Genomic DNA, 24700 nt, shown 5'->3' with positions numbered 1-24700 from the left:
ATAGGTATTATGATAAGAAGGAGATGGAAGTATTGTTTCCCTTTGGATATGGTCTTTCCTATACTACCTTTGAGTATTCAGACTTAAAGCTTGACAAGAAAGAGATGAGAGATGATGAAGTACTTAAGGTAAGTGTGAAGGTAAAGAATACGGGGAAGGTAAAAGGTAAAGAAGTAGTGCAGTTATATGTGAGGGATGTGGAAAGTAGCTATATAAGGCCTGAGAAGGAGCTAAAGGGATTTGAGAAGGTAGAGCTTGAGCCAGGAGAAGAAAAGGAAGTAGTGTTTTATCTTGATAAGAGGGCTTTTGCCTTCTATAACATAGACATAAAGGATTGGTATGTGGAGGATGGAGATTTTGAGATATTAATTGGGAAGTCATCAAGGGATATTGTGCTAAGGGATAAAGTATTTGTTAAGTCTACCACAAAGATAAAGAAAACTTACCATATTAATTCTACTATTGGGGATATTATGAGGGACCCTATAGCATGGGAGAAGTTTAAGGATATACTACAGCAGTTTGCAAGTGCCTTTCCTGCCTTTTCATCGGAAGAAGCAATCATGAACTTTGCAGAGATGATGAAATACATGCCTCTTCGAAGCCTTATTCACTTTGGTCAAGGAAAAATCACACCAGAAATAGTAGAAAACCTACTGAGAGAACTTAATAGCTAAAATTAAGCCTTAATTTAAAATTGATATAATAAGGGAGGAGGAGTATTAAAAACTTCTCCTCCTTTTTTATTAAATTTCCAAGTAGGGGGTATAAAAATGAAAGTTATAGGAAGACCTGCAACAGTTTGGTTATCTCTCCCATCGGACCTTCTCATAGGAGAAAGCACCTTAGAAATAGAAGGAGACGTCCTTGTAGAGAAAAGAAAAGTCTTTTTTGAGGAAAGAAAAACTTACCTTCTTCTTAGAGAAATAGAGGGTATAGAAATCACCCAAAAGGGCGATAAAATCTTCTCTTTTCTTTTCCTTGCCTTCCTTATGGGAAGACTTTATCTCCTTTCCTTTATCTCTCTTCTCATATATCTTCTCTGGAGACCTACCTTTCTCATAATACATGGGAAAAATTTACAGATTGGAATCTCTATAAACAGCAAAGATATAAAACCTTATGAGGAATTTGCAGAGTTCTTATTAAAAAAAGTAAAAGAGGGGGGATAAATTTTTTATGGAAAATAGAAAGAAATACCTCACTATAGGTTTAGGTACTCTTTTTTTACTTTCCCAGAGCCTGTCAAAACAAGAAAACTTAAAACAAGAATCCATATTTAAAATCCCTAATAATCCAATTTATGTAGCCCAAAATAGCATTGAAGTTATAAATCAAGAGAGAAAGATACCCCAAATTGTGGATGTGGGAGTTGCTAAGGAGGAGAATATAAGAAAATCAGTTAAAAAAGCAATAGAGCTTTGTGGAGGAATGAATTTTATAAAACCAGGAGACACTGTTTTAATTAAACCAAATGTAAATTCCAATGATCCATATCCAGGGACTACAAATCCGGAAGTTTTGGCAGAAGTAATTGAAATGGTAAAAGAAAAAGGAGCAAAAAGGATCATTGTTGCAGACTCATCAGGCATTCCCTGGCCCAACACTTTGAAAAATATGGAAGCCACAGGAATACTTAAAGTAGCCCAAAGAGCAGGAGTAGAAGTTTATGCTTTGGATAATATGGAATGGATTTGGGTAAAACCTGAGGGATTAAAATACTGGGATAGAGGTTTCAGAATACCTAAGATTGTGAAAGAAGTAGATCATATCATAAATGTAGCAGTAGTAAAGACTCATTCTATAGCAGATTTTACCATGTCCTTAAAAAACTTCGTGGGTTTCATACATAGACAAGATAGGGTAATAATGCACAGTTCAAGATACCTAAAAGAGATGATTGGAGAATTAAATATTGCCTTTAGTCCCTCCCTAAATATACTTGATGCCTCCAAGGTATTTGTAAGAGGAGGACCTGCAAAAGGAGAAGAAAGGGAATTAGGAATGGTTATAGCATCCACTGATAGAATTGCTTGTGATATTACAGGCTTATCCCTATTGAAACTTCTTGGTACTACCCAAGAAATTCAGAATAAAAATATGTGGGAACATCCTCAGATAAAAAGAGCCATAGAACTCGGTATAGGAATAAACAATCCTGATTTAATCAATTTGAAGACTTCTAATGTGGATAGAGAAAAATTACTGCTAAGAATAAAATAACATGCTATAATAGTAAACTAAGATTACTATTTAAAGGGGGTCTATGGCAGATTATGGAAAAAATATTTATTGTTCCGGAGCCAAAAAGGTTAGAATTTATGGGAAAATGGCTTGAGTTTAAGGGCTTTGAAAACTTTCCAGAATTTTTATCTCAAGAATTTCACATCCCTAAAGGAAGCTTAAGAATAAGAAAAATTGAAAAAAAAGGAAATGGAATAGAAATCAAAGAAGATGAGGTAATAATATGGGGAGACGAAAATATAGCTTATGCTACTATTCTTCAACTTCTAATGCAAAATCCCAACAAGCTTCCTAAGGTAATAATAGAAGAAGAATTTTCCTTTAAATTTCGTGGCTATCATTTAGATATTGCCAGGGGTGGAGTTCCTCACTTAAGAGAATTCAAAAGAATCTTAAAGTGGCTTTTTATTCTAAAATACAACTACTTCGCCATTTATTTTGAAGATCTCTTTCCTTGGAAAAAATATCCTGAGATAGGGGCCCTAAGGGGAAGACTTACAGAAGAGGAAATAAGAGAAATCATTAACTATGGAAGAAGGTTAAACATAGAAGTATTTCCTTCCCTTGAGCTCTGTGGACATATGGAAAATATATTAGTACTCCCTAATTTTATGAAATTTAGTGAATGGCACAGACCCGATGAAGGCTGTATAGATGTATCCAATGATGAGGCAAGAAAATTTACCTATGAACTCTTAGAAGAAGTAATAAACTTTTTCCCATCAAAATATGTCCATATAGGTGGCGATGAAACCTGGGCACTTGGAAGAGGAAGAAGTCTTGACAAAGAAGGAATATTCAAGGGACCAGAGCTTTTTGAGATGTATCACAGAAATTTAATCTATAAGGTGAAAGAGAGTGGAAAAATCCCTATGGTATGGGGAGATATGCTAACAGGTATGTATTTAAGAGAAGAGGAAAAAGAAAGATGGAGAATTGTTTTAGAAAGTAATATTTGGGATGAAACGGTAATAGCAAATTGGGATTATACTCACCTTCCTCAAGACCATTTCCAAAATAAAATAAATATGTTTGGAAAGAGAAAAGAAAAAGAGCTTGCATGTCCAGGACTTTCCAATTGGAATAGATTTTATCCTAACTTTGACATTGCTCTTACCAATATTACTAACTTCTTGATCCCTGCAAGAAAAGAGAAACTTCCTGGTTTTCTACTTACTTCTTGGGGAGATGATGGAGCAGAATGTTTATACTCCTTCTTAGATCCTCTTATCCTTGCCACCATGGAGATCGCAGAGGGTAATGGAAATTGGGAAGAAAAATGGCTTGCACTGAAAAGAGAAGATAAAGAAGTTCTTGAAGTAAGAAAAACTTTAGGGCAAAATGATATAGCAGAAACCATTAAGCATGTGTTTCTTGGAGATCAAATATATAGATATGCTACTGAAATATTAAAAGACAAAGAAAGAAAATCCACTGGAGATTTTTGGGCTGACTATTACTTGGGAATAACAAGTCTTCTTTCTAATAAGGAAAAACTAAAGGATAAATATGAAGAGGTTTTGAATGCCGTCTCTCATGTAAATCTACCTGAAGATTTATCCCTTATAAGAGATATGCTAAAGATCTCCCTAAATAGAGTTAAGGGAAGATTAAAATTTTCTGATTTTATAAGTTTTGGCAATAAGTATGCAGAGCTTTGGCTTTCTGAAAGAAAGAAGGAGAATCTTGAAAAGGTAATCAATAAAATCTATGGGGCAGGAGGAAGAGCAGACTTAGAAATCTATTAAAATTTAGGGGGAGAAGACCTTCTTCCCCTCCACCATAGTCATTTTTATATTAAAACCTTCATCAAAAACAGTAATATCAGCATCCTTTCCTACCTCTATACTACCTTTCCTATTCTCCAATCCAAGAAGCCTTGCAGGAGAATAGGAAGCCATATAAACAGCATCTATAATATTTACTCCAGCCATCTGTATAATATTTCTTATCGCTTTATCCATAGTAAGGGTACTTCCCGCAAGAGAACCAGACTCAAGAACTGCCCTTCCATTCTTAACAATCACCCTTTGATTTGAAAGTCTATACTCTCCATCTTCAAGTCCTGTGGCCATTATAGCATCTGTAATAAGCAAAACTTTATACCTCGGCTTCAATTTAACTACCATTTTTAAAATCACATCAGACAAATGATAACCATCAGCAATAACCTCCACGCTCACATGGTCATTAACCAGGGCGTAGCCGACAATTCCAGGTTCCCTATGATGAAGAGGTCTCATACCATTAAAAAGATGAGTAATATGAGAAACTCCATTTAAAGCTGCATCTCTCATTAAATCATAGGAGGCATCAGTATGACCTGCAGAAACAATCACATTTCTTTCTTTAAGATATTTTATTACTTTAAATTCATCATCTATCTCAGGAGCAATGGTCATAACTCTCAAATAAGGAGAGTATAGTTTCTCTAAAATATTAATATCGGGCTTTATAATATACTCTTCAGGTTGGGCTCCTTTATATTTAGAGTTCAAAAAAGGACCTTCTAAGTGTATCCCCAAAGCCTTCCCACCATTTTTCTGATTCCTTATGTACTTCTCTAACTTTTTAACAGCCTCTCTCATATCCTTTATAGGAGCGGTCACTATGGTAGGAAGAAATCCTACCACTCCTTTTGATGCTAAAAAAATAGCTATTTTTTCTATCTCTTCATACTCACAATCCAAAAAATCTCCTCCAAAAGCTCCATGGATATGAATATCAATAAAACCAGGAGAGATGTAAAAATCACTAAAGTCATAATCTATATTATCTATCTTACTTTCTTTTTTTTCCCCAATATAAACTATCTTTCCATTTTCAATCTTCAAAACTCCATCTTCAAAAATTCTATCCTTTAATATTATTTTTCCCAAAATATTTACTCCCATTTAAAACCCCCTAATTTTTTCTTTATAAATGTCTATTAACTTCTTATTAATCTCCTTATTTTTCTCATTGATAGGAAGCCTAAAAACAGGAGGGATGATACCTATCTCCTCAATTTTGTAAATTACCTCAACAAGAATATCATTGATTACCAAAAGAGGAAGTAAAACTCCCAAATTCCCCACTCTCACATCCTTATTTTCCTTTAAAGACAGTAAAAGTTCATCGGAAGGACCAGGAAGTAAAACAGCAAGATCCACAAGATCCTTTAAATTTTTCTTAGAGGAATGCTTTGAAGGTTTTATTGAATTCTCCCTATTAATAAATCCAATAGTAAAAATCCCCTTTTTCTTTGCCTCAAGACAAGCATCAATGGCAATAAAATCCCTTCCAGTATAAGAAATTATATAGAGAATATCACTTTCCTTTATATTCTCGTTAGATATCAAGTTTTTTCCATAGTCTTCAATCTTTTCAAGATAATTAGCCTTATAAATATTCTCAGGATATAAAGTGGAAATATCTAAAATAGGATTTATGCAAGATAAAACTCCAGGTTTAAAAAATAACTCCATAGGTATAGCATTATAGTGTCCATAACCCAAAATATGTATTATTCCTCCATTCCTAATAACATCAACAGTTTTATCTATCACCTTATGAAAACTTTCTTCTTCCTTTTCCAGCTCTTCTAAGAGCACTATCATACTCTTTAGGTATCTCATAGAATTATTATATCACCATTTGGTCAAGTAAATTTATTAACTTTCTTCTTTGGAGTCTTTTATCAAAGTAATAGATAGAAAGAATTAAAGGAGTCTTTTTTACACGGTAATACTTTAAAAATTTTTCTGGAATACACTTAGATTCAGGAGTTGTTTCCCACTTTAAGTCGTACCTTACATAATTTCTTACAAAAACATCTATCATATTTCTTTCTTTCTCCTTTAAAGAAATGTATTTATTTATAAACTTCATTCTTTTACCTTTAGGAAGAGTATTGATGAATTTAAGAGCCAAACACTTTCTTGCCTCTACCACAGGATCCGATGAAAAAATTTTATTTATAAAATCCATAAGGTACAAATCTTTATCCACTTTTTTTAAGAATTCATCAAAATCTTCCCTTATAGCTCTTATTAATTTTTCTAAGTTCTTATCTCTCTTGAAATAATCCCTATTAATAAGGCTCATATAAGTAGTGACAAAGTTAATTATCCTTTCTTCAAGGAAGAGTTTAATAAAATTTTCTCTATTTTTCTCAAAATACTCTCTTTTTATTTTTTCCTTTAAAAACTCATTTAGTATGGGAAAGGGAGCCTCAAAAGGATCCACCCCCATATATTTATCTAAGATCTTCCTTATAGTCATACCTTTTACCCTTAGGGTCCATCCCTTAAGAAGGGTTGAAAGATTTGTCTTAGTAATCTTCAATTCTTCAGAAAGCACACTTAAATTTTTATCTTTAAAGAGTCTTTTCAAATAATCCCTCAGTTCATAATTGTTCTCATAGATATCTAAATCCAAATTTAATTTTCTTTTTTCAAAAAACTCTTTAAGTTCCTTATAGTGCTCCTTTGTCCCCCATCCCTTTCCTTCAGGAAGTTTTTCATAAAGATGAAGAATAACTTCTCCCATCTCAAAAATATCACTCTGCCTTAACTTTCTCTGAATATGGAAAAGGGTATCAAGAGCAAAAAAACCACTCTCCAAGTTTTCCCGGAAATATCCCCAATAATAAACTGCGTCTTTTGCAAGTTTTAAAGCCAATAAAGGATGTTTATCTTTCAAATACCAAGCTGAATTATTCAAACAATAAATCAAACCCGTAGGATGAGGTATATCTTTTGCTATCTTTATGCCCTGAAAATACCCTTTGATTGCTCTTTTTAAATTTCCCCTTTTTGCCTCTTCGTTTGCCCTATTAAAAAGTATAAATAAATAGGTGGACTCATCTTCTATATAATCTTTACTCCATAATCTTAACTTTGAAACCCCTCTTTGAGAGAATTTAGTTATAAAATAATCCCAAAGAGTAGGTGCAATAATCTTTCTTGCAAGAAGAGGGATTTTAAAGAAGTCTTTTCTAAGTTCCTCAAAGATTATATCTGCTGATGGTTCTTTGAGGAATTTTAAAAAAGCCAATTTGTCTGCTAATAATAAAAAATAAAGAGTTAAATTATTTATTTCCCTCTTTTGAATTCTATCAATTATAGCTAACCCTTTCTCCCAGCTTCCCATCCACTTATACCTTTGAGCAATAAAATAATAATACCATTCCTCTGGTAACTCTTCTTCTAAAATCAGATTCAAAAATGGCTTAGAAAAGTTACCATATTTAAATAAAATATAGACAATGACAGGCACCTTTTTATACATAATTTAAATTTATTATATCAGAAATAACTGTAAAAACCTCTAAATCCTAATTTTCTCTTTATAGACATTTTTAGCTGCTACAAACACTTTAAAAATAAAGATTTTTAAAGACTACATGATTTGATTATCAAATGTAATCTTTTATATTAAAAATCAAAAGAGCATTTGGAAGAGAGGTAGCTAAAAAATGAAGAAGATAATTGCAATTGTTATAATAGCTCTTTTAACCTTATTAAATATTGTGTTAGCAGATGAAGCTCCTGGTGGAAATCAGACATTTAGCTCTAAACCCCCAATAGAAGTTGTATTAGAGGTATCTTCCAAGTAAGCTTGAGGGGGGAGGGGGCCCGAAGAAGGGTTCCTCTCCTTTTTTATTTTTGTTAAAATAAAATTCATGAAGAAACTATTTTCAATAATATTAATAATAATTCTAATTACACCCTTCTCCTTAGGTGAAAAGAAAGAAAGCCTTACTTTTGCAGGCGATTTTAACTTACCTCCTATAGAGTATTTGGATTCGCAGGGAAATCCTAAAGGTTTTGCAGTGGATATTGTTAATGAACTTTCCAAAAAAATAAATAAAACCATTGAGATAAAGCTTGTCCCATGGGAAAAAGCAGTAGAGCTCTTAAACACAGGTAAAGTAGACGGAATAGAATTTATGAGAATCACAGAAGAAAGAAAGAAGAGATATGATTTTGTACCATACTTAGAAAGCTTTAGTGTAATTATCGTACCCATTGGTTCCCCCATAAATAATTTTATGGACCTAAAGAAGAAAAAAGTAGGAGTATTTAACCTTGATGTGGCCCATATCTTCTTAAAAGATATTACTCAAACTATCCCTTATGAGTCATCAAAAGACGTACTTTTAGGAATTTTAAGGAAAGATGTAGATGCTGGAGTCATTAACTATTATGCAGCTAAATGGCTTATTGCTCAAAATAACTGGAATGATAAACTTAAAATCCTCCCTGACAAATTATTTACCAATTACTCTGGAATTGCTCTTCCTAAAGGAAGCCCATATTTCCTAACCATTAAAAAGGCAATTGATGAGATAATAAAATCCCCAAAGTACACTGACCTTTTGCAAAAATGGTTTGGCGAAGAAATTCTTTTAAGACTTGAAATAAAGAAGAAAGAAAGTCAAACTCAAGGGCTTTTAATTCTTTTTTCTCTTTTAGCTTTTGTCTTCCTTTGGATCCTTGGAAGTAGAAGATATTTAAAGAAAGAGGTTGAAAGACAAACTAAAGAGATAAGAACACTTCTTGAAGAAAATAAAAGAAAGTATGAAGAATTGATTATAGGGTATGAATTCTTGAGAGATATATCTAACAAGAATATTGAGGATGTAGAGAGAATTTTTTATGAAAAATTAAAGGATCTTTTTCCTGAAAATGATATAAAAATATTAAAAAGATTAAACAATGAATTTCTGACTTTATACCCTAAGCAAGATTCTCTAAAAATAAAAATTGAAGACTTAGAAAAGTCAACTCCAAACAATGTATATACTATTATAGAAAACAAAATTCAATATGTTATCTGTTATGAGAAAGAAATTCCCCAAGGAATTTTTGACCTCCTCTTAGAAGAGTTTAAGCATACTGTTGAAGATATAAACCTAAAAAAGAGGTTAAAGAAAGAAAAGGAAATATCAGAAATCATTGATCTCTTCTCAGAGAAAATTGAAAAAAACCTATTCCTTGAAAGCATATTAAGAAGAACTTTAAACATATTAGATGCTGACGCAGGATCAATTATGGCTTATGATGAGGATGAAAATACTCTAAAAATCTTTGCAAGTTGTGGGATTCCTAAGGAAGTAGTAGAAAATACAGTACTAAGAATGGGAGAGGGTATAGCTGGTTGGGTAGCCCAACATAGAGAGCCTTTAATCCTTGAGGACGCTTACAAAGATAGCAGATTCTTAATAATTGAACCTCGGTTTAATATAAAATCTTCCATATGTTATCCATTAATTCACAATGACAAATTGGTAGGAGTTTTAAATATAAACAGTCTAAGAGAATCTAAAAAATTTGATCAAAGGGATTTAGAAATTGTAGAAAAAATAAGTCCTGTTCTTTCTTCTTTACTTTATAAAGAAGATTTAGAAAACAGAATATATAGATTAAACAGAGAATCATTAATTGTACTTGTAGAGATGATTGACGCAAGAGATCCCTACACAGGAGGACATTCCCGAGAAGTGAGAAATATTGCTGTAAACTTTGGGAAATACATAGGTTTAAATGATGAAGAACTAAGAATATTAGAGTATGCTGGATATCTACATGATATTGGTAAAATAAAAGTTCCTGATTATATTTTGAAAAAACCTGGAAAACTTTCCGATGAAGAGTATATGATTATGAAAATGCATACCGTATGGGGCGAAGAGATTCTTCAAAACGTCTCTGCCTTTAGAGAGATTGGAAAGCTAATAAGACATCACCATGAAAGATGGGATGGAAAAGGGTATCCTGATGGAATTTCAGGAGAAGATATACCTTTTTATTCCCGAATTCTTACCCTTGCTGATAGTTTTCAAGCTATGACTGCTTATAGACCTTATAAAAAGAGGTTAACTATTGATGAGGCTATAGAAGAGATAAAAAGATGTAAAGGTTCCCAGTTTGATCCATACCTTTCTGATTATTTTATTGAGATGATCTTAATGAGCAAAGTAAGATTTAGCTAAGATTATTCCACCACTCCTTTATTAAATCTTTTAAAGTCTTCTCTCCATAGTCTTCATACTCATAAAAAATCCTTATAGTCTTCTTTTTAATATTAATTACCCTTCTCAAATCAATAGGAGTTCCAATTATCACATACTCACCATCAAATTTGTTAATGGTCTCCTCAAGTTCCTTAAGTTGTTCCTTACTATAACCAAGAGCAGGAAGAACTTCCCTTAGGTGAGTATACTTCTCATAGGCTTCTTTTATACTTCCTACGGCATAATCCCTTGGATTCACAATTATAGCTCCCTTCTCCCTTGCAAAGATATAACCCGCTCCAAAAGGCATCTCTCCATGAGTCACCGTAGGTCCATCTTCCACTACAAGAACCTTTTTACCTTTAATATCCTCTTCTTTTTCTGCCCTAATAGGTGATTTAGCATAAATTATCTGGCACTTCTTATTTCTTTTTCTTACATTCTCCACTACTTCTTGAACTTTATTCTTTGGTGCAGTATCAACCTTATTTACCACAACCACATTTGCAAGGATCAAATTTATTTCTCCAGGATAATAAGAAAGTTCATGTCCAGACCTATAGGGATCCACTACGGTAATATAAAGATCAGGTCTATAAAATGGAAAATCATTATTTCCTCCATCCCAGACAATTACATCAGCTTCACTTTCAGCCTCCTTTAATATCTCTTTGTAGTCCACTCCTGCATAGACTATAGCTTTTTGCCTTATATGAGGCTCATACTCTTCTCTCTCTTCAATGGTACATTCATGAGTATCAAGATCTTCCATTTTCTCAAACCTCTGAACTTTCTGCCTCAAAAAATCCCCATAGGGCATAGGATGTCTAACTACTACAGTTTTAAGCCCCATATCTCTTAACACTCTCACCACATACCTTGTGGTCTGACTTTTTCCAGAACCTGTTCTCACCGCACATATTGCCACTACAGGTTTTTTGCTTTTTAACATAGTCTCTGTACCCAACAATCTAAAATCTACTCCCAAAGAGAGTACGAGACTCGCCCTTTGCATCACATAATTATAAGAGACATCGCTATAGGAAAATACCACTTCATCTACTTCATATCTCTTAATTAATTCGGGAAGCTCTTCCTCAGGAAATATGGGAATTCCATCAGGATAAAGATCTCCCGCAAGATCCTTTGGGTAAATTCTATTCTCAATACCAGGAATTTGAGTAGCAGTAAAGGCAACCACTTTATATTGAGGATTATCTTTAAAAATCACATTAAAATTATGAAAATCCCTACCTCCAGCCCCCATAATTATAACCTTTTTCATAAATCTACCTCCTTGTAGATCTTCTTTACAAAGGGAGATGTAAAAGCTTGTAAGAGAGCAGAATAATTTAAAGAGAAACTTATACTATCACCAACCTTTAAACTATCATTTTCAGAAATATCCACCACTGTATAATCGGAAGTAGCACCTAAAATCTCTATTCCAAAAGTCTCTGGAATTAGTCCCTCAGGATCTATATCCTGCCTTCCAAAATTAAGAAGAGCCCTCTTCCTTATCCCCCTTACCTTAAAGGAAGGCTTATGCCCAAAAGCATCCTCTCCGATAATTCCCCAAGGGATAGATGGCTTCTCCTTTATCTCTAAAATTTCTCCCACAAATTTAAAAGTATCAGTTCTTGCCCCTAAAACAGGTTTTCTATACGATGTTTCTCTTCCCAACATGATTCCTTCACCAATTCTTAAATGATTAATTCCAGAAGGAATTTTACCCTCAAAAAGAAGGGAAATACTACTTGAATTTCCGCCAGAAACCATAGGAAAGGATATATTAAATCTTTTCTCCAAATCTCTAACAATCTCTAAAAAACTTATATACTTCTCCTCAGTAGGAATAACCCCTCCAAAACAAGTAAAATTAGTGCCAATCCCCCAAAGTTCAAGATTCTCCATCTTTAAAACCTCTCCAATTACAAAATAAAGCTCCTCTTTATTCCATATACCCTCCCTTATATCCCCCATCTCTACCATGATTATCACTTTATGCTTCTTTTTAAGTCTTTCTCCTGCCTCATTCAAAGCCTTAAGGGTGATAAATTCTGAATTCAAAGACACATCTGCATATTTTATCTCCTCTTCCACTTGGGAAAGACAAGGAAGCCTTATAAGGGTAAATTGAGTATCTAAACCATCCTCCTTCATCCTTTTTATACTTTCAATTCGAGAGTCAGAGATTCCAAAAACTCCAGCCTTGACAAGAACTCTTGCAATCTTAGGATCTCCAAGGGATACCTTGGTAACTCCATCAATTAAAATTCCCTGCTCCTTTCCTTTTTCTACTATAACCTTTGCATTATGATAGATAGCAGGAAGATTTATCTCTAAGTAGGGAGAGCATATATTCATAACTTATCTCCAATTAAGGATCCATGCTCCCAAGATCATAATTAAAACGCCAATAGTCCTCTCTCTTATATTCTCCTTAAAAATATTTTTGGCAAGGATCAAGGTTATTATCATGCTCAACATAGAAAGAGGCTCAGCAATACTCACATCTATACTTTTAAAAGCAATGAGAAGAAATAAATAGGAATAAGCATTAATAGCCCCAGCAATAAAGACAAGAAGAGCCTTTTCTTTAAAAATTTTCAAAACTTCTCCCAATTCTTTCCTAAGGAGAATATAGATAAACTGATAAATACTTATTACAAAATAAAGGAAGAAACAATAAAACAAAGGATCCACCTTTCCCACCACAAAACCATCAATGGTCCTTCCTATGGCTATAAGGAAGGAACTCCCCAACATAAAAAGAGTCTCTTTCTTTTCAAAAAGCACCCTAAGGGATTTAAAAAGATTTTCTTGCTTACTTAAAAAGGAAGCCCCATAAACTAAAAGTGAAAGTCCAACAATTTTTTGAAGAGTAAAAGGCTCCCTTAGAAATACAGTAGTCAAAATAAGAAGGAAAAAGACATTAAAGTTATAAAGAGGACCTACTAAGGATGCTTCTCCCAAAGATAAGGATTTAACATAAAGTACAAAGGATATGGAATAGATAAATCCACTTAGTATCCCATATCTTAATCTTCCAAAATCCAAAGACACATTTTTTCCAAAGGCAAAGGGAAGAAGAAACAAAGTAGCGGTTAAGAAAAATAGGAAAGATGTGGCTATGCTATTGCTTTTATCTCCTACTTTTTTTACCACAATTTTTTCATAGCCAAGAAGTATGATCCTGCCCAGTAAAAATAAATAAGCCATAATCATAGAAATTATTTTATCACAAAAAAATTGTATAATTTAAATATGAAAAAGATAATTTTATTAATTTTTGCATTAATATTTTTAACTTCCATATCTTATTCTCAAGAGCTAATATTTGATATTTCCCTTGGAATAAAATCTGAATGGAAATTGGAAAGATTTTTACCCCTCTTTATAGATATTTATAATCCTGGAAATAGAATAACCCTTAATATAGAGGCTATATATAACCAAGGATTAAGATACGCAGGATATTGCGAAACCGTTTATCAAGAGAATATAGAAATTCCTCCCCTTTCTAATAAAAAGATAGAATTTTTAATTCCCCCTATTGACTTTAGATATCCCCTAAGATTAAGGATATGGCACAATAACAAATTAATAAGAGAGGAAAAAATTGATATCTCCCTTGAGAGAATAGTTCTTCCTCTTATTCTTATTCTTGGAAAAAATATACCCTCTTTACCCTTTTCGGAAAAAGCACGAATCTTAAGAATATATGATGAAAAGTTCCTTCCTTTAAACTATAAAGCTTATGATAACTTTGATCTTATATTAATTGAGAGAGCCTTTTGGGATAAACTTCCCACAAATTTAAAAAATTCCATTACTATGTATAAAATCCTTACAGGAAGAGTTTATTTCACGGACGAAGTTAAAAAAATTCCTTTGGAATTACTAAAAATACCACCAGTCAATATCACTATTCCTCACAATACTATTCTTTATACCCCTGACATTAGCCTTCTTCAAGGGCAAAAATTCCTATACCCAGACCGATTTATTATTACAGCAGCGTTAATCATTTACTTTATTTCCTTGTTCTTATGGAAAAATTTCCTTTTTAAAAAGAGATTTTCTTTTATTACTTTTCTTACAATTATTTCCATATTTTCTATCCTTGGATTTCAGGTTAAAAATTCCTTTGAAAAAGATGCTCTTGCGGTGGGAGAAAAATCCCTTATATACCTCGATCCAAATACTTTCGTTGGGGAAAATTATTTTAATGTTTCTCTCTTCTCCCCCTTTAAAAGGGACATCTCCTTTAATTATTCGCCTAATATCTTTCTCCTTTACAACGCTTACTACCAGCCTCAAAAGGGTAAAGTATCCCTTTTTATTAATAGGAAAGAAAACAAGGGAAAAATTATCTTAGAAAAAAATAGGGTATATTTTTTAGAAGGACTCTCCTTTCATTTTCTTCCTATAAACATTGATTTCAAAGAACTCCCCGATCGATTTATTCTTATCATTGAAAATAATTCAAATTTTGAATTAAGAGATTTAGTATTAAAATTAGGAAATGCAGAAAACTACATAGGAAGTATAACAAAAGGGGAGAGAAAGGACATAACAGTATGGAAAAGTGGGCTTAAAGAACCTTCTCTTCTTAACGAAATTCTAAAAAATTACCGCCTAAAAACTTCTTTAATTTCTAAAAAAAGAATTCTTCTCTGGGGAAGAATAAAAGAGCCCCTGAATCAATTTAATTTTGATGACATAAAAACGGAGGTTTATAGAGACAATATCCTAATTATACCCTTAGGAGAATAAAATGAGACTTTGGTGGATAACAGAATTTAAATTTAAAATCAATGATAAAAAATATCTTAAGACAGAGCTCATCTATATATTTATTATTGTTATTCTCACCCTCATACTCTGGCCTTCAAAAACCTTAGATGTGAATAAATACTCCATTCCTGACTTATTTCTCATATTTTCCCTATCTCATTTCCTTTTTATAACTTATCTTTCCTCTTTAATATCTTCTGGAAATCTTCTTGCAGAAAGGGAATTCAAAACCCTAAGCCTTGTAAAATATTCCGATCTCTCCATTCCTAATATCATCTTGGGAAGAGTATTCTCCACGCTTTTGTATATTCTTTACCTTTTTGTAATTCTTTTTCCTTTTAATCTAATAATAAACTTCTCAGGAGATATTAGCAGAATCTTTATGCTTTATTTCCTCTTAATATTAGATACCATACCTCTTATTGGACTTGGAGCTTTATGGTCTACTTTTATAAATCCATCACTAAACTGGCTTTTCCATTGGATCTCTTATTTAGTCTTCATAATAATTCCCTTTATTTTTCCATCTACCTTTTTCCTCTTTCCTTTAAATAATATCCTCTGGCTTGTAGGGGCAGAAAATATTCTCTATGTAAGCGTAAATTTTGATCCTCCAAAACATATCCCTATAATTATTTTGTTCTATTTACTTATTTTTTTAATATCTATACTCATCGCCCAAAAAAGGTTAAAATATTATAAAGGAGAGGAAAAAGAATGATATTTTTTTGATAACATAGAAAGACTTATTAAGAAAGCAAATTTATACTTCCTCCTTGAGGGTTTAGCAATAGCTATTCTTTTTGTTTTAAATATTATTCTTCTTTTAAATCTTTTTTCTTTAAGGATCAACTCTATCTTAATTCTTCTTCCTATAATTTATTACCTCTATATAAAGCTAAGTAAAAAACCTAATTACTATAAGCTAATTCTAAATGCTGATAAACATTATTCCTTAGAAGAAAGATTAATTACCTTTTGGGAGTATAAAAATTTAAATGATCCTTATGGGCTTATAGATAAATTAAAAAAAGATCTTGAAGAAAAACTTTCCAAGATTGAACTTTCCAAAGCTTATAAATTTAAGCCCTCCAAACTCTTGAAAACTCTATTAATACTCTTTCTATTTCTTCTTTTTTTAAATCTTGTGTATTCCTTTCCTAAGGACATATCAAAGGCCATAAATAATGCTAATAAGGAAAATAAACAAGAGGTAAAATCTCAAAGAATAATAAATAATAAAAGCAAAATCCTTGAAGATAACCTTTCAAGTGAAAATCTCAAAAAGGAGAGAATCTCCCAGGAGGAATACAATAAAGAAAGAATAGAAGATCTTGAAAAGCCAAAATCCTTAGAGGAATTCCTATCCCAGTATAATTTTGACAAAAATACTCTCAAAAATAATAAAGTCAAAACTTCCTCAGAAAAGTCTAATGAGGAAAAGGAGAGTAATCTAAATAAAAATGAAGAACAAAAGGGAAGCAAAGAAGCTTCTATAGATAGCAGCAACCTTCCTACATCAGCAGGAAGGAATCAGGCTTTTTTGGACCAAACCTCAAAATCTTCCCTAAAGGAACCAACAGGAGAAAAAGAAGAGGGTTCAACTTTGGAAAATAACAATCCTCCTGAGATGTCATTAAAGGATAGAATGCTCCAAAATCCATCTCCTGGTGAAGGATTGCCAGAAAATACAAAACAAACAGGATCTCTTCCTGGAACTGAAGAAAGAGAAACAAAACTTGGAGAAGCAGAAAGTCAAAGAAGAGTATTTTCAGGAGAAAAAATATATGTACCACCCTCTCTTTCAGAAAAAGAAGGTAAAAATTATCTCTTCCAAGCTCCTACCTTGGAAGGAAGAAGAAAAGCTTCAGGAAGCAATATTAACCTAAATCCTTCCTATGAAGAAGAAAATCCAACAGCCTCAAGGATTCTTCCAAAGGAGTTTCAAGAGATATTAAAACTATACTTTTCTCAATAAAGGAGGTTGTTTAATTTGGCTTTATCCCTTGAAGATTTTACCGATGTGGTAGGAAAGATAAAAAAAGAAGTCAGTAAGGTAATAGTAGGATATGATGAGATCATTGATCTCACAATTATAGCTCTCCTTTCAGGAGGACATGTGCTCCTTGAAGGTGTCCCCGGTATTGGAAAAACTTTACTTGTGAAAACATTAAGTGAGATTTTAAATTTAAAGTTCTCCCGAATCCAATTTACCCCCGATCTCATGCCAGCAGATATCACAGGAACCAATATAATTGTTGAAGATGAGAGTGGAAGAAAACACTTTAGATTCCAAGAGGGTCCTATCTTTGCAAACATAATCCTTGCAGATGAGATAAATAGAGCTACACCTAAAACCCAGTCTGCCCTTTTGGAGGCTATGCAAGAAGGTAGCGTAACTTCTGGTGGAAATATTTATCTTCTACCAAAGCCTTTCTTTGTTATGGCAACACAAAATCCCATTGAGATGGAGGGAACCTATCCTCTTCCAGAGGCTCAATTAGATAGGTTTTTCTTTAAACTGATTCTTACACCCCCAGGAGAAGAGGAGCTCCTTGAGATTATAGAGAGGACTACTAATGTAGAAATACCCAAGGTTGAAAAAGTTGCTGATGGAAATACCATAGAGGCTTTAAAACAATTGGTAAGAAGTGTGCCTATATCCAAGGCAGTAAAAGAGTATGCAGTAAGAATCGTGCTTGCTACCCATCCTGAAAGCAAATATGCTACAGAAAAGGTGAAAAAATACGTAAAATATGGATCAAGTCCAAGAGGAGCACAAGCTTTAATATTAGGAGCAAAGGCATTATCCCTTTTTGAAAATCGAGCCAATGTAAGCTTTAAAGATATAAAAAAAGTAGCCATTCCTTCTCTAAGACATAGAATTATTTTAAGCTTTGAAGGAGAAGCAGAAGGGATAACTCCTGATGAGATAATCCAAAATATCCTTGAGGAGATAAAAGAATATTAATGGAAAAGGAAAAATTAGATCTGGAATTTTTAGAAAAACTTGAAAAGCTAAGACTTGCTGTAAAGAGACTAAGATTTAGAAGCCATCTTGGGGAAAGAAAGAGCCCTAAGATGGGAAGAGGAACGGAATTTTCTGATTACAGATCTTATCAAGTTGGAGATGAATTAAGGTATTTAGATTGGAACATATATGCAAGATTTGAAAAATTTCTCGTAAAGCTCTTTGAAGAGGAAGAAGATGTAGAGGTGCACATTCTTCTTGATGCATCCTCTTCCATGGATTTTGGAAATCCAACAAAATTCTTTTATGGTAAAAAACTTGCCTTAGCTTTTTCCTATCTTAGCCTTTCTTCCTGGGAAAAAACTACCTTTTCCTACTTCCAAGACAAAATCAAGGAAACTCTGCCTTTAGAAAGAAAAAAAGAAAATATATATAGGCTATTGAATCTTTTGAATGAAATAAAAGCGGAGGGCAATACAAACATAAGTGAAACCGTCAAAAAATATGCCTCTTCCTTGAAAAGGAAAGGTATTCTCATAATTATTTCTGACCTTCTCTCTTCAGAATTTGAAGAGGGAATAATTTATGCAAGATATAAGAAAATGCCTGTATATCTTATACATACCATATGTGAAGAAGAAATCTCTCCTTTTTTCTCAGGAAATCTTACCCTCATTGATAGTGAAACAGGAGAAAAAATGGACATTCTCCTTGACGAGTATATGATTCAAAAATACCAGAAAGCCCTTGAAAAATTTTTAAACCATATAGAATCTTTTACTATGCTCTATAACGTAGAATATTTAAGAAGTATAACAAGTATTCCCATAGAGGATCTTATATTAAAATATCTCCGAGTAGGTGGTTGGATTAAATGAGCCTTAAATTTTTAAATCCCCTTTTCTTATCTCTTCTTTCCTTAGAAATATTAGTGATAATCCTATACCTTATAAAACCAAAAAGATTAAGATTAAAGGTCCCAAGCCTAATTTTATGGGAAAAAGTTTTAAAAGAAGAACCTATTGGAAGATGGTTTAAAAAACTTCCTAAAAATTTAATCCTTCTTTTGCAAATTTTAACTCTTCTTTTTATTATTCTTTACCTTTCAAAGCCTATACTCAGTTTTGAGAGAATATTAGGAAGACCTACAATATTTATATTAGACTCATCGGCGAGTATGACCTCAGAGGATATCTTTCCATCTCGCTTTGAGAGAGCAAAAATAGAGATTATTAATCTTTCTAAAAATATTCATAACAAAATCTCCCTCATTATTGCTAAGGATAAACCATATCTTTTAACTTCAGCAGGAAAAAATTCCGATCTTGAAAGGATATTAAGCAGTGAAAAACCCTTCTTAGGAGAGGGAAATATAAATTCTGCTATAACCTATGCAGAAAATCTCTTTCCTAAAGAATCTTGCGATATACATATATTCACTGATGGTACTGAAGAGCTCAATATTCCTAAAAATTCTCAAAACAATTACTTTATACATGTAATTGGGAAAAAGGGGAGAAATCTTGGAATTATTGATGGAAGAGTATTTCAAAAAAATGAAAGAATCTCTCAGATATTTTTGAAAATTGGAAACTTCAGTGATAAGTCAGAAGAGGTTCCAATAACTGTAAAGGAAAGCGGAAAAAACATTATTAAAACTAGAGCTTATTTACAACCAAAGGAAATAAAGACCTTAACTTTTGAGATGCCATTGCTAAAAGGTAAAATTGAAGCATCCCTGGATATAAAAGATGATCTTTCAGAAGATAACACAGCCTACTTTTATATCCCTGACTTTTCCCCCAAGATTCTAATGGTGAGTATGGGAAATCCCTTCTTAGAAAAGGCTTTAAGATCTATACCTGATACTAAGGTGGAGATAAAAAGGGATATTATGAATATAGAGTTTAAAAATTATGACTTTTTTATCTTTGATGGCTTAATTCCCTATTTTCAATTTCCTGGAAAATTCCTTTTTATAGGAGGATATCCAGGAATAGATCCTAATAAGATAGAGAAGATAGGAAAGGTAAAGATACTTTCCTGGGAAGACCATCCTATTTTAAGATTTGTACAGCTTTATGGAATCCAAATAGATAATGCTTACATATTTAAGGACGAAAAATTAAGGCCTATTATATATTCCACAAGGGGTCCTGTAGGATATTATTTAAAAGAGGACAATATGGAGGGAATTATTCTTTCCTTTGATTTACTTTCTACATCTTGGATTTATCGTGATTCTTTTCCCCTCTTCATATACAATTTATTAAAATATATGCTATCTTATGATCCCCAAAAACAAGTACAAGAAAACCTTAACTTTACAGGATTTTATGAAAATCCAGAAGACAAAAAAATCTATGCGATAAATCTTTTTTCACAAAAAGAATCTACCATAGAACCCCAAATAACATCTCAAGAGGTTATCCTTGCTAAAAAAAGACCTAAGGAAAAAGCTTATGTTAATCTTGATCTTTCCTATATATTCCTTTTCTTTGCTTTAATTGCCATAATTTTTGAGATGTTCCTTTATATGGGAGGAAGGATCTATACATGATAAGCTTTGAAAAACCCATATTTTTGGTCCTAATCCCTATAATATATTTCCTAATAAAAAGGTATAAGAAAAAAGCAATTTTAAGATCCATTGAGATTTTACTTATTCTCTTTTCCCTTTCAGGATTGCAAATAATGTCCTATTCTGATAGAGTAAACACTTTCTTTCTATTAGATCAGTCTGCCAGTATTCCTTCTTGGGAAAAAGAGCGAGCAATAGGTTTTATAAAAGAATCTCTGAATAGTAAAAAGAGCTACGATAGGGTAGGACTTGTGTCTTTTGCTGGAGATGTAAATGTGGAACAAGATCTCTCAGAAAATACTGATCTTTCTAACCTTTCAGGCATTAAAAATCCATATTTTACCAATATAGAAGAGGCTTTAAATAGAATACTTCTTATTAAACCTCAAGAAAAACCAGCAAGAGTAATCATCTTTAGTGATCTTCAAGAAAATGCAGGAAGAGTTTTAAACCTTGAAGATAGAATAAAGAGGGAAAAAATACAAATAGATATATTTCCATTAAACACTGCTTTCCATAAAGAGATATCCATAGAAAAAATTCAAAATTCTGATATAGGACATTTGGGACAAGAATTTCCTATCAGTATAAGAATTAAAAGTTATGGTATAAAAGAAGCAAAATTAAAGATAAACTTTGACGGAACATCGCAAATACAGGATCTAAAAGATCTTCAAGAAGATAACATAATCTCTTTATCTCTTAAGGCTAAAAATACAGGGCTAAAAGAGATAGAAGCAGAAATATATTCTCCTGAAGATACCTACAAAGAAAATAATATGGCATCATCCTATATATACATTCAAGGAAAACCAAAAATTCTATATCTTGCAGGGAAAGATTTTAACCCTACTTTTGCAAAATCCCTTGTGATACAAGGCTGGGATGTGGTGATTGACTTCAAACCTTATTCCCAAATTTCGAATCTAAATTCTTACCAAGGGGTAATTATGGATAATATTCCTCAAGAAGATCTACCTTTGGATAAAATGGAACTTCTTAAAAATTTTGTAATAGACAAAGGAGGTACATTACTAATCTTAGGAGGAGATAAAAGTTTTTCTGCAGGAAACTACCATGGAACTCCCTTAGAAGAAATATTGCCTTTAACTTTAAAACCAGAACAGATACTTAAAAAGAGTAATGTTGCCATAATTATAGTTCTTGATGCCTCGGGAAGTATGGGGAGTTATTCTGGAGGAGACATGAAGATGGAGCTTGCAAAAGAATCGGCTCAGTTGGTCTTGGACCTTTTAGAAGATAAGGATTATTTTGGACTCATTGCCTTTGACCATTCCTATCAATGGATTGTACCCTTACAACCCCTCACCAATAAAGAAGAGGCAGCAAGTTTAATATCAAGAATCTCTCCCGGAGGTGGTACCGCTCTATATCCTCCTTTAAAATCTGCTGGAGAATCTCTCCTTAAGGTTCCTATAAAAAGTAAGCATATTATCGCTATCACTGATGGTCAAACAGAAGGAGGCGACTTTTATAACTTAGTAAGAAACTTGGCAAAATATAAAATTACTGTCTCAACCATAGGGATAGGAGAAGATGCCAATATACCCCTCTTAAAGGATATCGCTAATTGGGGGAATGGTAGATTTTATCACACATGGAATATAAGAAATCTTCCCCAACTCCTCCTCTCAGAAACAAAGGCTCTACTAAGATCTAACATCGTAGAAAAAAGCTTTATACCAAAATCTTTAGCAGATGAAAAAATAGAATTTCCACCATTAAAAGGATATGTGCTTACATCTTCAAGATACCCTTATCCTACTATACTTTCCTCTCCTGAGGGAGATCCTATCTTAGCAAAAGGACAATTTGGCCTTGGACAAGTAATAGCTTTCACTTCTGCTTTAAAAAACTACTGGGGAGATGAGTGGCTTAAGTGGAATAAATTAGGGAAATTTTTCAGTGAAATGTTAAGAGAAGCAATTCCTCATCAGGTATCCGAAATTCAAATTTCCATAAGGGAAGAGGAGGGGAAAGGTATTTTAAATATAGTTTATGCTGATAAAGATGGAAATTATATAAACTTTGCCAATTTGAAATATACCCTCACTGACATTCAGGGAAGAGAAATAAAAGGAAGCTTCTATCAAAAGGCACCTGGGACCTATGAGGCTATATTTCCTATAGAAAAACTTGGGAAATATCAAATTACTATACAAGATAACGATAAAATCTTAGCTAAAATACCTTGGTCCTTTGGAAACTCAAAGGAGTTTATCCCAAAAACCTTTAATAAAGAATTAGCGCAAAAAATCACTTCTATATCTTCAGGAAAGATTATATCTTCTCCTTCCGATGTCTTTAGAAGAATGCCTTATTGGGATGCTGATAAAAAGGATCTCTCAACTCCCCTATTAATCTCTTGCGTAATTCTCTTCCTCGTAGAACTTATTTCAAGAAGATGGAAAGAAATTCAAGAATTAATATTAAACCTTCTTGGTAAAATAAAAATAGTAGAAGATCAAGAATGGTATAAGAAAGTAGAAAGTAAAATGATAGAAGAGTTTAACAAAAAGCCTACTCCCTCCATGCTTGAGACAGTAACCCTTGAACTTAGAGCAAGAATGTTTATAGCTCATCTTAAAGAGGAAGAAAGAAAAAGAAAGGAAAAGAAATGAAGGAGAAAGAAAGCTTAAGTAAATTTTTAATAAAAGCCCAAGAGGATGCAATTAATCTCATAAATAAAACCATAGAAGAAGTACGAGATATATCTCTGAATTTAAGACCATCTCTGCTTGACAATTTAGGACTTCTATCTGCCCTAAAATGGTACATACAAAAGCAGACAGAAAGAGCCAATATAAATATTGAATACAAATTTAATTTTAATGAAGAAAAACTTGAAAAAGACTATGCTATCTCGGTGTTTCGTATCATACAAGAAGGCATCACAAATGCTATAAGACATGCCAATGCCAAAAACATTTATGTAGAGATAAAAGAAGAAAATAAAATAGTTGAGATAACTATAAAAGATGATGGCATAGGCCTTAATGTAGATGAGATATGGAAAGTAAAAGAAAGGGCAGAACTGTTAGGAGGAAAAATAGCTCTCAATAGTGAAATAGGGAAAGGGACATAGATAAAAGTTTGTTTTACTATAGATTGACCCCATGTCTATTAAAGTCTTAATTGCTGATGACCATACTTTAGTGAGAGAAGGAATTAAAGCTCTCCTAAAAGAAAGGGGAGAAATTGAGGTCATTGATAGTTGCAAGTACAGGAAACGAAATCATCTCAAAGACAAAAGAATTAAATCCTGATATTATTCTCCTTGATATATCTATGCCTGAGGTAGAAAATCTTTCCTTCTGTAAAAAGATCAAAGAAATTTCTCCCAATACTAAAATAATAATTCTTACCATGCATTTTTCAGAGGAATATGTAAAAGAGGCTTTCAAAAATGGCGCAGAAGGATACATATTAAAGGACTCATCCTTCTCAGAGCTTGAAATAGCAATTAAGTCAGTATTTGAAGGACATACCTACATAACCCCTAAGGTGTCCAAGGTAATTATAAAGGACTATCTTCAAAAAGAGCAAAATCCACTAAAAACTCTCACCGAAAGACAAAAAGAGATCCTAAAACTTATAGCAGAAGGCTACTCCTCAAAAGAAATTGCCTACAAGCTTAATATAAGCATTAAAACTGTAGAAGCTCATAAATCTCAAATAATGGAAAAACTTAATATTTATGATATTCCTGGTTTAGTTAAATTTGCCATCAAAAACAAACTTATAGACTTATAAACTCTTTATCTCTAAGAGTTTTTCCTATAAAAATCTCAGAAAAAACCCTATAGCATAAATTCCTCTTTATTTTTAACATAAAAACTAAAGGAGGAAATAACAATGGTTAAAGTCTTTCTCATAGATGATAGCAAAGATTTTATAAATTCAGCAATAAAACTCCTTACCGAAGAGGGAATTGAGGTAATAGGCTATGCCTACTCTGGAAAAGAAGGGATTGAAAGTCTTCAAAACTTAAATCCTGATATTGTATTTGTAGATATAGTAATGCCTGATATGGATGGATTCTCAGTAATAAAAGAGCTTAAAAAACTAAACAATCCTTTTAAAA

22 protein-coding genes are annotated in these 24700 nt (G+C 32.7%); 16 read left to right on the top strand and 6 right to left on the bottom strand.

Annotation, left to right across the window (positions count from 1 at the left end; translation table 11 throughout):
• The 4 genes from ACP5QL_RS08820 to ACP5QL_RS08805 form a co-directional block, all read left to right on the top strand.
• The coding region (locus tag ACP5QL_RS08820; RefSeq protein ID WP_428127112.1) for a fibronectin type III-like domain-contianing protein at positions 1 to 677 on the top strand (677 nt) is incomplete at its 5' end.
• 96 nt (positions 678 to 773) lie between these two features.
• Positions 774 to 1172, top strand: coding sequence for a hypothetical protein (locus ACP5QL_RS08815; protein WP_012582634.1), 399 nt, complete (start codon positions 774 to 776; stop codon positions 1170 to 1172).
• A 7-nt stretch (positions 1173 to 1179) separates the two neighbouring features.
• A complete protein-coding gene (locus ACP5QL_RS08810) occupies positions 1180 to 2223 on the top strand; it encodes a DUF362 domain-containing protein (protein ID WP_428127108.1) in 1044 nt (347 codons plus the stop codon).
• Positions 2224 to 2276: 53 nt separating this feature from the next.
• Positions 2277 to 3992, top strand: a complete 1716-nt coding sequence (locus ACP5QL_RS08805) for a beta-N-acetylhexosaminidase (protein ID WP_273333889.1) — start codon at positions 2277 to 2279, stop codon at positions 3990 to 3992.
• Between the two features lie 3 nt (positions 3993 to 3995).
• Here ACP5QL_RS08805 and nagA read toward each other — a convergent pair whose 3' ends face one another.
• The 3 genes from nagA to ACP5QL_RS08790 are packed head-to-tail and all read right to left on the bottom strand — an operon-like array spanning position 3996 to position 7503.
• Positions 3996 to 5138 carry an N-acetylglucosamine-6-phosphate deacetylase gene (gene nagA, locus ACP5QL_RS08800; protein ID WP_012582637.1) on the bottom strand — a complete coding sequence of 381 codons (1143 nt, stop codon included), beginning with the start codon at positions 5136 to 5138 and terminating at the stop codon, positions 3996 to 3998.
• Positions 5139 to 5861, bottom strand: coding sequence for a sugar isomerase domain-containing protein (locus tag ACP5QL_RS08795; RefSeq protein ID WP_012582638.1), 723 nt, complete (start codon positions 5859 to 5861; stop codon positions 5139 to 5141). It lies immediately after the preceding gene.
• 7 nt (positions 5862 to 5868) lie between these two features.
• The gene (locus ACP5QL_RS08790; protein WP_272995988.1) at positions 5869 to 7503 is read right to left on the bottom strand and encodes a hypothetical protein; all 1635 of its coding nucleotides are present in this window, start codon (positions 7501 to 7503) and stop codon (positions 5869 to 5871) included.
• Between the two features lie 199 nt (positions 7504 to 7702).
• Here ACP5QL_RS08790 and ACP5QL_RS08785 point away from each other — a divergent pair, with 199 nt between their 5' ends.
• Both ACP5QL_RS08785 and ACP5QL_RS08780 read left to right on the top strand, forming a co-directional pair.
• The gene (locus ACP5QL_RS08785; RefSeq protein ID WP_164930943.1) at positions 7703 to 7843 is read left to right on the top strand and encodes a hypothetical protein; all 141 of its coding nucleotides are present in this window, start codon (positions 7703 to 7705) and stop codon (positions 7841 to 7843) included.
• A gap of 66 nt (positions 7844 to 7909) precedes the next feature.
• Positions 7910 to 10222, top strand: coding sequence for an HD domain-containing phosphohydrolase (locus tag ACP5QL_RS08780; protein ID WP_428127099.1), 2313 nt, complete (start codon positions 7910 to 7912; stop codon positions 10220 to 10222).
• Here ACP5QL_RS08780 and ACP5QL_RS08775 read toward each other — a convergent pair.
• Genes ACP5QL_RS08775 through ACP5QL_RS08765 form a run of 3 tightly spaced genes read right to left on the bottom strand, consistent with a single transcriptional unit; the run spans position 10215 to position 13471 of the window.
• Positions 10215 to 11528, bottom strand: coding sequence for a cyclic 2,3-diphosphoglycerate synthase (locus tag ACP5QL_RS08775; RefSeq protein WP_012582641.1), 1314 nt, complete (start codon positions 11526 to 11528; stop codon positions 10215 to 10217). The two genes, ACP5QL_RS08780 and ACP5QL_RS08775, sit on opposite strands and share 8 nt — an antisense overlap.
• Positions 11525 to 12610 carry an alanine/ornithine racemase family PLP-dependent enzyme gene (locus tag ACP5QL_RS08770; protein WP_012582642.1) on the bottom strand — a complete coding sequence of 362 codons (1086 nt, stop codon included), beginning with the start codon at positions 12608 to 12610 and terminating at the stop codon, positions 11525 to 11527. The genes ACP5QL_RS08775 and ACP5QL_RS08770 overlap by 4 nt, the downstream gene beginning before the upstream one ends.
• 3 nt (positions 12611 to 12613) lie before the next feature.
• On the bottom strand, positions 12614 to 13471 hold the full coding sequence (locus ACP5QL_RS08765; protein WP_012582643.1) for a DMT family transporter: 858 nt from the start codon (positions 13469 to 13471) through the stop codon (positions 12614 to 12616).
• 39 nt (positions 13472 to 13510) lie between these two features.
• Here ACP5QL_RS08765 and ACP5QL_RS08760 point away from each other — a divergent pair, with 39 nt between their 5' ends.
• From ACP5QL_RS08760 to ACP5QL_RS08715, 10 genes are all read left to right on the top strand, one after another.
• The gene (locus ACP5QL_RS08760) at positions 13511 to 15022 is read left to right on the top strand and encodes a hypothetical protein (RefSeq protein ID WP_012582644.1); all 1512 of its coding nucleotides are present in this window, start codon (positions 13511 to 13513) and stop codon (positions 15020 to 15022) included.
• Between the two features lies 1 nt (position 15023).
• On the top strand, positions 15024 to 15764 hold the full coding sequence (locus ACP5QL_RS08755; RefSeq protein WP_012582645.1) for a hypothetical protein: 741 nt from the start codon (positions 15024 to 15026) through the stop codon (positions 15762 to 15764).
• Positions 15765 to 16142: 378 nt separating this feature from the next.
• Entirely contained in the window at positions 16143 to 17021 is an 879-nt protein-coding gene (locus ACP5QL_RS08750; RefSeq protein WP_273333879.1) for a hypothetical protein, read from the top strand.
• Positions 17022 to 17036: 15 nt separating this feature from the next.
• On the top strand, positions 17037 to 18014 hold the full coding sequence (locus tag ACP5QL_RS08745; RefSeq protein ID WP_272995976.1) for an AAA family ATPase: 978 nt from the start codon (positions 17037 to 17039) through the stop codon (positions 18012 to 18014).
• The gene (locus ACP5QL_RS08740) at positions 18014 to 18892 is read left to right on the top strand and encodes a DUF58 domain-containing protein (RefSeq protein WP_424662076.1); all 879 of its coding nucleotides are present in this window, start codon (positions 18014 to 18016) and stop codon (positions 18890 to 18892) included. Before ACP5QL_RS08745 ends, ACP5QL_RS08740 begins: the two co-directional genes overlap by 1 nt.
• Entirely contained in the window at positions 18889 to 20574 is a 1686-nt protein-coding gene (locus ACP5QL_RS08735) for a vWA domain-containing protein (RefSeq protein ID WP_272995972.1), read from the top strand. The genes ACP5QL_RS08740 and ACP5QL_RS08735 overlap by 4 nt, the downstream gene beginning before the upstream one ends.
• Positions 20571 to 23237: a VWA domain-containing protein gene (locus ACP5QL_RS08730; protein WP_272995971.1), complete on the top strand. Its 2667-nt coding sequence runs from the start codon at positions 20571 to 20573 to the stop codon at positions 23235 to 23237. The genes ACP5QL_RS08735 and ACP5QL_RS08730 overlap by 4 nt, the downstream gene beginning before the upstream one ends.
• Positions 23234 to 23701, top strand: a complete 468-nt coding sequence (locus ACP5QL_RS08725; RefSeq protein ID WP_164930944.1) for a sensor histidine kinase — start codon at positions 23234 to 23236, stop codon at positions 23699 to 23701. The genes ACP5QL_RS08730 and ACP5QL_RS08725 overlap by 4 nt, the downstream gene beginning before the upstream one ends.
• A gap of 122 nt (positions 23702 to 23823) precedes the next feature.
• On the top strand, positions 23824 to 24369 hold the full coding sequence (locus ACP5QL_RS08720; RefSeq protein ID WP_273333872.1) for a LuxR C-terminal-related transcriptional regulator: 546 nt from the start codon (positions 23824 to 23826) through the stop codon (positions 24367 to 24369).
• 102 nt (positions 24370 to 24471) lie between these two features.
• On the top strand, positions 24472 to 24700 hold a 229-nt coding region (locus tag ACP5QL_RS08715; protein WP_428127083.1), incomplete at its 3' end, for a response regulator transcription factor.

Origin of the sequence: Dictyoglomus sp., from assembly GCF_049968615.1 — a bacterium.
In the GTDB taxonomy this organism is placed as follows: Bacteria; Dictyoglomota; Dictyoglomia; order Dictyoglomales; family Dictyoglomaceae; genus Dictyoglomus; species Dictyoglomus turgidum.
This window is presented reverse-complemented; position numbering and strand designations above follow the sequence as displayed.

Excerpts from the sequence above, each read along its gene's own strand:
- ACP5QL_RS08755 (WP_012582645.1), top strand. The coding sequence starts at position 15,024 with ATGAGACTTTGGTGGATAACAGAATTTAAATTTAAAATCAATGATAAA.
- ACP5QL_RS08815 (WP_012582634.1), top strand. The coding sequence starts at position 774 with ATGAAAGTTATAGGAAGACCTGCAACAGTTTGGTTATCTCTCCCATCG.
- ACP5QL_RS08740 (WP_424662076.1), top strand. The coding sequence starts at position 18,014 with ATGGAAAAGGAAAAATTAGATCTGGAATTTTTAGAAAAACTTGAAAAG.
- ACP5QL_RS08785 (WP_164930943.1), top strand. The coding sequence starts at position 7,703 with ATGAAGAAGATAATTGCAATTGTTATAATAGCTCTTTTAACCTTATTA.
- ACP5QL_RS08770 (WP_012582642.1), bottom strand. The coding sequence starts at position 12,610 with ATGAATATATGCTCTCCCTACTTAGAGATAAATCTTCCTGCTATCTAT.
- ACP5QL_RS08760 (WP_012582644.1), top strand. The coding sequence starts at position 13,511 with ATGAAAAAGATAATTTTATTAATTTTTGCATTAATATTTTTAACTTCC.
- ACP5QL_RS08725 (WP_164930944.1), top strand. The coding sequence starts at position 23,234 with ATGAAGGAGAAAGAAAGCTTAAGTAAATTTTTAATAAAAGCCCAAGAG.
- ACP5QL_RS08775 (WP_012582641.1), bottom strand. The coding sequence starts at position 11,528 with ATGAAAAAGGTTATAATTATGGGGGCTGGAGGTAGGGATTTTCATAAT.
- ACP5QL_RS08735 (WP_272995972.1), top strand. The coding sequence starts at position 18,889 with ATGAGCCTTAAATTTTTAAATCCCCTTTTCTTATCTCTTCTTTCCTTA.
- ACP5QL_RS08730 (WP_272995971.1), top strand. The coding sequence starts at position 20,571 with ATGATAAGCTTTGAAAAACCCATATTTTTGGTCCTAATCCCTATAATA.
- nagA (WP_012582637.1), bottom strand. The coding sequence starts at position 5,138 with ATGGGAGTAAATATTTTGGGAAAAATAATATTAAAGGATAGAATTTTT.
- ACP5QL_RS08810 (WP_428127108.1), top strand. The coding sequence starts at position 1,180 with ATGGAAAATAGAAAGAAATACCTCACTATAGGTTTAGGTACTCTTTTT.
- ACP5QL_RS08805 (WP_273333889.1), top strand. The coding sequence starts at position 2,277 with ATGGAAAAAATATTTATTGTTCCGGAGCCAAAAAGGTTAGAATTTATG.
- ACP5QL_RS08780 (WP_428127099.1), top strand. The coding sequence starts at position 7,910 with ATGAAGAAACTATTTTCAATAATATTAATAATAATTCTAATTACACCC.
- ACP5QL_RS08795 (WP_012582638.1), bottom strand. The coding sequence starts at position 5,861 with ATGAGATACCTAAAGAGTATGATAGTGCTCTTAGAAGAGCTGGAAAAG.
- ACP5QL_RS08765 (WP_012582643.1), bottom strand. The coding sequence starts at position 13,471 with ATGATTATGGCTTATTTATTTTTACTGGGCAGGATCATACTTCTTGGC.